Genomic DNA, 10,047 nt, shown 5'->3' on the forward strand with positions numbered 1-10,047 from the left:
CTGGGGGGCATCCCAGCGGAGCCACTCGGTCGAGGGTCCACTGGGTCTCGGGGTTGAGTTCCGCGTCGGGGGGGATGGGGACTCGGGTCCAGCCCTTGAGTTCGGGGCCGGCGGCGGCGATCAGGTCGATCCAACCGCCGGGGTCCTGCTCCAGAGCGCTTGGGGTCTGCTCGACGACGGGGGGGAGCAGCATCGCGAGGGCGATCGAGGCGATCGGGGACATGGGTCGGGCCTCCTGATCGGAAGGATCGGATCGGAGATCGGTCGGGGCGAGTCGATCGAGGGGAGCAGGTCAGGGCGAGGGTCGGGGGTTTTCGCGTTGCCGATCGGAGGCGGGTGATGTAGATGAGGACAGACCCTCCCCTCGGCCCGAGTCGCCGGAGGTCCGCGCCATGACCGCACCGCTCCGCCGCCGTTGGTTGCTCTTCAGGATCGGCGCCGTGATCGCGGTGATGGTGATCGCGGCGATGCCGTTCGGCTACGTGGGGATCGCGATTGTCTCGGCCCACCTGCTGACGAGGCCCAGCAACGTGCCCAGCCGGCTCGATCCGAGGCGAGTCGGCCCGGCCGAGCCTTGGGAGGCGGTGACCGAGGACGGCCTGACGATCCGAGGCTGGTACGTCCCGTCGCCGTCGAGCGTGCCGAGGAGGCTGATCGTCGGCGTGCACGGGATGCAAATGAACTGGGGGGAGCTGGCTGGGGTCGGCCGGGACCTGCACCGCCGGGGGTTCGACGTGCTGCTGTTCGACCTCCGGGGTCACGGCCGGAGCGACCCGGCCCGGCTCTCGATGGGCCGAGCCGAGCGGCTCGACCTTCGGGCCGTCCTCCGGTGGGCCGAGGCCGAGGGTTTCCCGAGCGACCGGGTCGGCTGGCTCGGCTGGTCGCTGGGCGGCTCGACGGTGTTGCTCGAGGGGCTGGACAACCCCAAGATCGCCGCCGCCGTGCTCGACAGCCCGTTCGGCGACCTGCCGGAGCTGCTCGACGAGCAGTTGAGCGCCCACAGCGGGCTGCCTCCCCTGTTCAACCCGGCCATCCTGACGGCGGCGCATCTGGTCTACGGCGTCCGTACCGACGACCTCGTGCCGGTCCGGCTCGCCTCGAGGTGGGGGGACCGGCCGCTCCTGATCATCCACGGAGAGGAGGATTCCATCGTGCCCGTGGCGCACGGCAGGGCGATCGCAAGGGCGGTCGGGCCGTCCTGCGAACTGGTGACGCTGCCGGGGGTGGAACACGTCGAGGCGTATCAGGACGACCGGTCGGCCTACGTCGATCGGGTCGAACGGTTCTTCCGGGAACACCTGGACTGAGCCAGGCGGGCCGCTCGGATCGGAGGCGGGCGCAAGGGGAGATTGGGGAACGGGATGCGTCCTGGAATGGCGGCCGATTCGCCTCGGGGGAGGCGGGCGGTTGCCCGGGGATGATACGATAAATCGACCGATCGTCGCATGCCCGACCCCGGGCCGTCCCGCTCCCCGCCCCTGGGCCCGAACGGAGGCACCGGATGACGCCGGAGGATCACCGAGACGCCGACCGGGCCGCAACTCCCCCCAATCCCCCCCAGGACGGCGGCCACCGGCCTCCCGAACCGAGATCGGAGGCCGGCGGCGCGGCGGCGCTGGGCCTCTCGATCGAGCCGGAGCCGACCCGGCCTCGGAAGCCCCGACGGCCGGCCTCGCCCTTGGTCCGCCTGAGACGACGGAGGACGATCCTGGATACGCCGGAGGAGGAGGCCGAGCGGAAGCCGGTGCTGGAGAACCTCCTCGTCGGCTGGACCGGATCGGTGGTCGTGCACTCGCTGATCGTGCTCCTGCTGATTCTGCTGGTCGTCTTCCTGCCGGACGAGCAACCCAGCGCGGCGTTCGACACGGAGCTGGGCACGCCGTTCGGCTCGGAGGAGGGGTTCGACCGGCTCGGCGGCTTCGACGAGGACCTGATCGAGGCGATGGAGCTGGACCCCTCCGCGCTGTCGGCCGAGCCGCTGCTGGCGACCGAGGTGCCGAGCCTGGAACGGGACGCCGATCGCCTGCTCTCCGACGCGATCCGCCCTGAGCTGGGGAGCGGCCAGAGCGGCTCCGGCGGGGGGGACTTCGGCCTGGCTCGCTTCGGCGAGGGCCTGGAGACGATCCGGGGGGTCGAGGTGAAGGTCGGCGACCCGCAATTCACGCTCATCTGGGACACGGCGGCCGACATCGACCTGCACGTGATCGAGCCCGGCGGTTCCCACATCTACTGGGCCGATCGCCAGGGGGACGAGGGAGGGGAGCTGGATGTCGACGACACCGACGGCCTCGGCCCAGAGAACATCTACTGGCTCGACCCCGACGCGGACGAGGGGACCAAGGTGAAGGGGCAGGGGCCCCCTGGCGTCTACCGGTGGTACGTGCTCTACTACGCTCCGCCGGGGGGCTTTGGCGGCCGGGCGGTGCCGACCCGGTGGAAGGTTCGGGTTAAGCACAAGAATCAGGTCGAGGTGTTCGAGGGCGTCCTACGGCGAATCGACCAGCGGAGCGAGGTCCATAGCCTCCGGGTCGAGCCGTAAGGCGATCCGGCCTCCTCCCCCGGCGACCGGCGACAGACTCCCCCGCAGTCTCTCCTCCGAGGCCGACGACGATGAGAACCTCCCGACGCCAATTCCTCCGCGCGGGGGCCGGGCTCGGCCTGGCCGCCTCGGGCCTCTCTCCGGCGATCGCGATGCCCCAGGAGCCCGGGGCGAGGCCGCGACCGGCGGACGGAGTGCGGGTGCTCAACCCGAGGGCCCGGGTCCCGCTGAGCTTCATCATCGACGACTCGACCTGCCTGGTGAACCTCGCCCACTTCTGCATCCCGCAGTTCGCCGAGGTCTTCCCCGAGAACTACACGCAGGACTGGCGGTCGCTTCCCCGGGAGATCCCGGATTCGTTCGTCCGCACCTTCGGCGAGTGGTGCCACGAGCACGGAGTGAAGGGGAAGTACAGCATCGTGCCGTACCCGGCCTGCGTGGGCTGGATCGACCGGGAGATGCCGGGCTGGTCCCGGAAGGAACTGGAGGAGAGCATCGACCTGGTCCGGACCCTCATGCTGCCGAACTGGGACATTCATCCCGAGATGATCTCCCACACCTGGGTGATCAACACGAAGACCGGCCGGCCCTATGAGGAACGTACCGAGAATTATATGGAGAACTGGGGATGGAGCGTCGGGAGGTCGGTTGACGAATTGGCCGATTACCTGTCGTACGCGCTCCGGCTCCTGAAGAATGCCGGCCTGCCGTGCGAGGGAGTCACCACGCCGGGAGGGTTCGGCAGCCGGGCGCTGCCGCAACTCGCGCAGGCCACCCTGGAATCGGTCCGGGACGTCTTCGGGGCGGAGATCCCGCACTATTTCCGCCACCTGTACACGGATGACCGGAGCGTCGCCCCTCGGGTGGAGTTCGCCTCGGGCCTGGACGGCGACGACCCGCGCTGCGTCGTCTCGATCATCGGCTGCACCGGAGATTGGTTCGGCGGCTGGGACGGGCTGACCCCCGGCTCGGTCGACCAGTTCATCACCGAGGACCTCAAGGGCGGCCGGCTCCCCGAGGTGATCGCCCGGGGAGAGCCCGCCATCCTCGTCTGCCACTGGCCGGGCATCTACTACAACGGCGAGCAGATCGGGTTCTCCATTTTCAAGGAGGTCGTCGCCCGGCTGGAGGCCGGATACGACAACCTCCTCTGGATGAAGAACAGCGAGATCGCCCGCTACTGGGCGGCCCGGGAACTGACCGCGATCGAGGCCGGGCCCACCGGCGTCTGCTTCCTCGCCCCGTATGCCTGCCCGAGCTTCACGGTGGCGATCGACGGCCAGCGCGCCGGTGCCCCCGCCTTCGACCGGGGAGGGGGAGCCGAGCCGCTCCGAGAGGTCGCTGGGCCGCTTCGGCTCGAGTCCGGGACCTGGTGCCGAGCCGACGGCGGGGTGATCGTCTGCATCGACCTGCCGCACGGCCGATCGGCCGTCTCGTGGCGGGCGGGGGCCTGACGAGCCGGTCCGATCGGAGCGCTCGGGTTCCGGAAGACGGGCGCCGTTCTCGGCAGGGGCCTTCCGACTTCCGGATCGCGCCTGGCCGCTCAGCGAGTCAGGCCCGAGTCCGGGGTCAGGGCGTGTCGCGGGGCCTCGGCCGAATCGGCGGAGGGAGCGGACGAGGAGTCGGCCGCGATTGTCGCCAGGTCGGCGGGAACGGTGGCCGGCTCGGAGGGGTCGCGCACCAGGACGACGCGGAGCCAGCCGGTCGGGTCCGGGTCGGAGATCGACTGGACGAGGAAGCCCCGGAGCGGATCGGTCGGCAAGGCGCCATTGATCTCCTGGCCCTGGAGCTGGCCAGCCAGGGCGCCGAGGGCGGCGGAGCGGTTCAGGAGGTTGAGGCGGGCCGTCTCGTCCTCCTGGTCGCCGACGGTGACGACCGTCGTGTCCTGGCCGCCATAGACGACGCGTTCGATCCGGCCGGACACCGAGACGGATCGACCGCCCTGCTCGGCCGAGAGGTCGAAGGAAAGGGCGATCGTGGCCTCGGCGATCTGGAAGCGGAGGACTCGGGCGTTGCCGCCGAGGGCGAAGAGGCCCCGGTTGCCGTTCTCCGGGGCGGGGACCTCGATCGTCACATCCCGGACCAGGGCGACGAGGTTCCCCTCGGAATCGACCGCGAAGACCGGGGGCTCTCCGGGGCGGGTGATCCGGATCGCCGTGGCGTTCGGATGGTTGGATCGGGCTCGGACGTCGTCGATCGCCTGGAGCAGATCCGGGTACGAGGAGTTCTGGCGGACCTGGATCCCCTCGGCGATCGGGGCTCCCTCCTCGGGGGGAATAATCGTCACGAGCAGGTTCTCGACCTCCTGGACCGACTCGGAGCGGAAGACGCCCGAGGCGAGGTTGGTTAGGGCCGAGTTCAGGTGGAGATCGAGCGTCAGGCCGGTCTCGGGGTCGGCGAGGGAGTCGGGCTGGGAGAAATCGGCGCCGATCTGGGAGGAGTCGTCGCCCGCCCAGCCGAGCACACCGGCGACGAAGGCGGCCGATTGGTTCGACGAGAGGGACAGATCCGAGACGGCGACGTCCTCGATCCGCAGCGTCCGGTTCCCGACAAGGAAACGGCGGAGCTGGCCGTTGGTCTCCTCGGCCTGCTGGGCGGCCTTGATCGCGGACAGCTCGTTGGTTCCCTGGGCGGCCTCGGCCCGGATCCGGGGGAGAGACTGCTCCCGGACCCGGGCGAGGATGGACTGGCGGTCGAGGCCGATCAGCGAGGCGGCGGTCCTGCCGAAGTGAGGCCCGTGCCCGGGCTTCGGAATGGCGTCGATCGCGGCGTCGATCGAGGGGGCGTTCTGGGGAGTGACAGTGATGCCCTCCGGAGTGAGCAGGGTCGTCGCGGTCACGTGGTTGGTGTTGTAGACCGTGGCGCTGAAAAAATACAGGTTGGCGGCCTGGCGCCCCTGCGGATCCTGGGCGACTTGCTCCTGGAATCCCACCAGCGGCGTCGTGCTGTAGCTCCACTGGCTGTTCATGAAGGCGATGCCGTCGCCGCTGGGCAGGAGGCCGAAGCCGGTCTTGGGGCCGGGCTGGACGTAGGAGGTCTGCCCCTTGAAGAAGATCACCTCGGGCTTGACCACCGACCGGTCGAAGAACGGCTGGACGATGCTCAGGTCCGCCGCCACCTCGAGATTCGGCTGGTCGAGCAGCCGAGCGAGGGCATCCGCCAGGCGGGTTGCCGGAGCCCAGGGGTGCTCGGCCAGCGACTGTCGGAGCGAGGAGAGCCCTCCCCGGAGCTTCCGAACGCCATTGAGGCGGCCGGCGATCGACTCGGCCGACTCGTAGGAGCGGATCGCCGCATCCAGGTCCTCGACGTAGGAGGCCCACCGCTGTTTCCGAGCCGATTCCGGGTCGACCTCGGACGGGGCCGGAGAGGACTCCTCGGCGTCTCCCTCCGGAGCATCGCCGCCAAGAGCGCGGTCGGCCTCCTCGTCGGAGCGCCTCCCGGGCAGTTCCGAGACCGCCCGGTCGAGCCCTTCCAGCGCCTGGGAGACTTCGAGCCGGGGGTCCAGCCAGTGCCCCAGGGCCTCGCTCACTCGGATCGCCGGCCCCCAACCGGACCCCTCCAGGGCGACTCGCATCCGGCCGAGGCGTTCGAGATGCTCCCGTCGGACCGTCGACGACTCGGCGACGGCCTGGGCCTCCAACTCCCGGACCACGGCCTCGAAGAACGTGTGCCAGCCGGCGTCCGTGTCCGCTTCATTGGCGTTGTCCGCTCCCTCTGCTTCCGAGAGCTGGCCTCGGGCGGCGTCGATCCGCTGGAGCACGGCGAGGTACGACGGCGTCGGCGCGGCCGCGCCGAGCATCGTCGTCAGCCCGACGAGCAGCACCGCGGCCGCCCCAATGCGAGTTCGATCCCGTTGCATCGCGACGTTCCCCTGGTTCGTGGTCCGGTTGACTCGGCGTCGTGATCGCTGCCCGTACAGTTTGTGCGCGTTGCCTTGTTTGCCTATTTTCGGGAAGGAACCAGCGGTTTCCAAGCCCGAGTCGGGGGTCGATCGGGGGCGGGCGGTTGGGCGGGTTGGACGGCGCCCCGGGTGATCGTGATACAATGAGGGCGGGCCGAGGGGCTTGCGCCCGGCCCGACCCGCCTTCATCGACCTTGGATCCCATCGACAGGGTCTGCGATGTACCACCCGGAATCCCTGCCCTGGGCGGCCTCGGCGGTCGGCCGAGGGGGCCCGATTGGCTGGTTGTTGGCGACGGCGGCGGCGGCCCTGCTGGTTGGCGGGGGCTGCGGCGGGGTGGAGGCGGATCCCGCCGGGCCGCCCCCGGGGGGCGAGGCGGCCTCGGGCCGGGTCGTCCCGGACGAGCAACCCCCGTTCCCGACCGCTTCGGGAGAGGGAAGGGAACGCCGGGCGGCCAACCCGGCGATCCCCCAGGAGCCGAGCCCCTTCCGGTTCGAGGAGGTGGCGACCGAGTCGGGGATCGACTTCGAGCACCTCTCCGGCATGACCGAGACGCGGCACTACCCGACGGCCAACGCCTCGGGCGTGGCGATCTTCGACGCCGACGGCGACGGCCGGATGGATCTGTACTTCGCCTCGAATACTTACCTGCCCCTCGGCTCGTCGGAGGAGGGGAAAAACCGCCTGTACCGGAACAACGGGGACGGCACCTTCACCGACGCCACCGAGCAGTCGGGGCTGGGGTTCCACGGCTTCTGCCACGGGATCGTCGTCGGCGACCTGGACAACGACGGCGACCAGGACGTCTTCCTCGCCTGCTACGGGCCGAACCGTCTGTACCGGAACGAGGGGGACGGCACGTTCACCGACGTGTCCGAGGAGGCGGGGGTCGAGAACATGGCCCGGACGGTGATCGACCGCGAGACGGACGCCTCGGGGAATGTGGTCGAGCGCGAGCGGACGCTGATCAACTGGGCCTCGGGCGGCGCGCTGCTCGACTACGACGGCGACGGCGATCTGGATCTCTACGTCGCCATCCACGGTGACTGGCGCCTTCCTGAGGACGACAAGTGGTGCGGGTTCGAGGATCGGGGGATCCGGCTCTACTGCAATCCCCGGCAGATCCGCACCGTGAAGCACGTCCTGTACCGAAACGACGGCGATCTGAGGTTCACCGACGTGACCGACGCCGCCGGCGTGGGCCGGGGAGACGCCGACAAGGGGCACGGCTTCGGCGTCGTCGCGGCCGACCTGAACGCTGACGGCTGGATCGACCTTTATGTCGCGAACGACCAGAACCCCAACTTCCTCTTCCTGAACAACGGGGACGGCACGTTCACCGACGCCACCGAAACCTCGGGGGCCGCCTTCGACATCGACGGCATGGCCCAGTCCGGCATGGGGGTCGACGCCGAGGACGTGGACGGCGACGGCCTGCCGGAGCTGTTCGTGACCAACTTTCAGAATGAGTACAACACGCTCTACCGCAACACCGGAGACGGCTTCTTCACCGACATGACGCCGTTCTACGGCCTCTCGCAGGACAGCCGCCCGTGGGTCGGCTGGGGTTGCGCGCTGGCCGACTTCGACTCGGACGGCTGGCCCGATTGCTTCGTCGTGAATGGCCACGTTGATGCCAATCATCCGGATTACGAATACCAGGAGCCCCCGCTGCTGCTGCGGAACGTTTCCCCCGGCGACGATCCCAGGAGCCGCCGGTTCAAGCTGTCAACCCTGGGGGTCGGCTCCTATTTCGACGCAAAGCACGTTGGCCGGGGGGTGGCCTTCGGCGACCTCGATGACGACGGGGACATCGACATCGTGGTCAATCACAAGGATGATCGGCCGGCCCTGCTCCGCAACGAGACCCCGCTCGGGGAGAATCACTGGATCCGGCTCGTCCTGACCGGCACCCGGAGCAACCGCGATGCGGTCGGCGCGACCATCACGGTCGAGGCCGGCGGCACGACCATCCACCGCCAGCGGAAATCGGGCACGAGCATGCTCTCGTCCAACGACCCCCGCGTGATCATCGGCCTCGGCCCGGCCGAGACGATCGACCGGCTGACCGTCCGCTGGCCGTCGGGGGCCGAGACAGTGCTGGAAGGCGTGGCGGTCGACCGCGAGCTGGCGATCGTCGAGCCGGTTGAGGGGGACGGAGAGGCGTCCGCCGAGGGGTCGGGCGTCGCGTCGTGATCGCCGGGTAGGCATTGGGGAGGGCGCGCGGTAGGCTGCCCCGTCCCGGAGTCCGGCGATCCGGAACCCGGACGCCCCGAGCAGGAGGCCCGCCTCCTCCTAACCTTTCTCCCGAGGGACCCCCCATGCGCGACATCCGCTTCGCCTCCGCCCAGTTCGAGCACCGCGACGGCGACAAGGCCTTCAACCTCGACCGGATCCAGCAGTTGACCCGTCGGGCGGCCGAGGCGGGGGCCGAGGCGGTCTGCTTCCATGAGTGCTGCATCACCGGCTACACCGTGCTGCAGACCCTCGACCGCCCGACCCTCACCTCCTGGGCCGAGCCGGTGCCGGAGGGACCCTCGACCCGGGCGCTGGTGGAGATCGCGAGGGAGGCGGGCGTGGTGGTCATGGCGGGCCTGGTGGAGGTCGACGAGGAGGGGAGGCTCTACAACTCGTACGCGGTCGTCGGCCCGGACGGATTCATCGCCCGGCACCGGAAGCTGCATGTGTTCATCAGCCCGTTTCTCTCCCCCGGCGAAGGGTACACGGTCTTCGACCTGGGAGGGGTCCGGGTCGGCATCCTGACCTGCTACGACAACAACCTGCCCGAGAACGCCCGGGCGACCACGCTGCTGGGGGCCGAGGTGATCGTCGCCCCGCACGTGACCGGCTGCACCCCCTCGACCATGCCCGGCCGGGGACCAGTCGACCGCGCCTTGTGGGAGAACCGACAGCGCGACCCGGCCCGCCTTCGGCTGGAGTTCCAGGGACCCAAGGGCCGGGGATGGCTGATGCGCTGGCTCCCCGCCCGAGCCTGGGAGAACGGGGTCTTCTACGTCTTCTCCAACCCGATCGGCGTCGATCACGACACGATCAAGCCCGGCCTGGCCATGATCCTCGACCCCCACGGCGAGCCGCTGGCCGAGAGCGCCGCGCTGGGGGATGACGTGGTCGTCGCCCTGCTGACGGCGGAGGCATTCGCGATCGCCTCGGGCCGCCGCTACCTCGACGCCCGGCGCCCGGACCTGTACGGTCCGATCACCCGGCCCCATCCCGAGGGCCACCGGCCGGTGACGAAGCCGGGATGGGCGCTGGCCTTCGAAGCGGGGGAGCCGGCGCTGCCCTGAGCGGGGGGAACGCGGAGTGGCAGAGGATCGGAGTCGCAATGGCATGAAGTCGCAAAGTCGCAAAGACCAGAACGCAGAGGGCAACGGCCGAGGCGAGCGGCGACTCCCGGTGTTTTCGCTGCAAGAACTGTGGATTCCAGAACGCGGAGGACAACCGGCCGAGGCGAGGGGTGGTCCCCTCGTTGTTCGCTGCAAAGTCGCAAAGACCAGAACGCGGAGGGCAACGGCCGAGGCGAGCGGCGACTCCCGGTGTTTTCGCTGCAAGAACTGTGGATTCCAGAACGCGGAGGACAACGGCCGAG

6 protein-coding genes are annotated in these 10,047 nt (G+C 69.8%); 5 read left to right on the plus strand and 1 reads right to left on the minus strand.

Annotated features, from left to right (window positions below; translation table 11 throughout):
* Positions 1–392 precede the first annotated feature (392 nt).
* The 3 genes from TsocGM_RS23270 (at position 393) to TsocGM_RS23280 (ending at position 3,993) form a co-directional block, all read left to right on the plus strand.
* Positions 393–1,307: an alpha/beta hydrolase gene (locus tag TsocGM_RS23270; RefSeq protein ID WP_126727858.1), complete on the plus strand. Its 915-nt coding sequence runs from the start codon at positions 393–395 to the stop codon at positions 1,305–1,307.
* 194 nt (positions 1,308–1,501) lie between these two features.
* Entirely contained in the window at positions 1,502–2,539 is a 1,038-nt protein-coding gene (locus TsocGM_RS23275) for a YfaP family protein (protein WP_126727859.1), read from the plus strand.
* 71 nt (positions 2,540–2,610) lie between these two features.
* Complete coding sequence (locus tag TsocGM_RS23280) at positions 2,611–3,993, plus strand: hypothetical protein (protein WP_199756881.1); 1,383 nt, start codon at positions 2,611–2,613, stop codon at positions 3,991–3,993.
* Between the two features lie 89 nt (positions 3,994–4,082).
* On the opposite strand, the gene TsocGM_RS23285 is transcribed toward TsocGM_RS23280, so the two are convergent.
* Positions 4,083–6,398: a hypothetical protein gene (locus TsocGM_RS23285; protein ID WP_126727860.1), complete on the minus strand. Its 2,316-nt coding sequence runs from the start codon at positions 6,396–6,398 to the stop codon at positions 4,083–4,085.
* Positions 6,399–6,659: 261 nt separating this feature from the next.
* Between TsocGM_RS23285 and TsocGM_RS23290 the strand changes: the two genes are divergently transcribed.
* The gene (locus tag TsocGM_RS23290; protein WP_199756882.1) at positions 6,660–8,636 is read left to right on the plus strand and encodes a CRTAC1 family protein; all 1,977 of its coding nucleotides are present in this window, start codon (positions 6,660–6,662) and stop codon (positions 8,634–8,636) included.
* A gap of 125 nt (positions 8,637–8,761) precedes the next feature.
* Positions 8,762–9,745 carry a nitrilase-related carbon-nitrogen hydrolase gene (locus TsocGM_RS23295; protein ID WP_126727861.1) on the plus strand — a complete coding sequence of 328 codons (984 nt, stop codon included), beginning with the start codon at positions 8,762–8,764 and terminating at the stop codon, positions 9,743–9,745.
* Positions 9,746–10,047 lie beyond the last annotated feature (302 nt).

It is taken from the genome of Tautonia sociabilis, assembly GCF_003977685.1.
Lineage (GTDB): Bacteria > Planctomycetota > Planctomycetia > Isosphaerales > Isosphaeraceae > Tautonia > Tautonia sociabilis.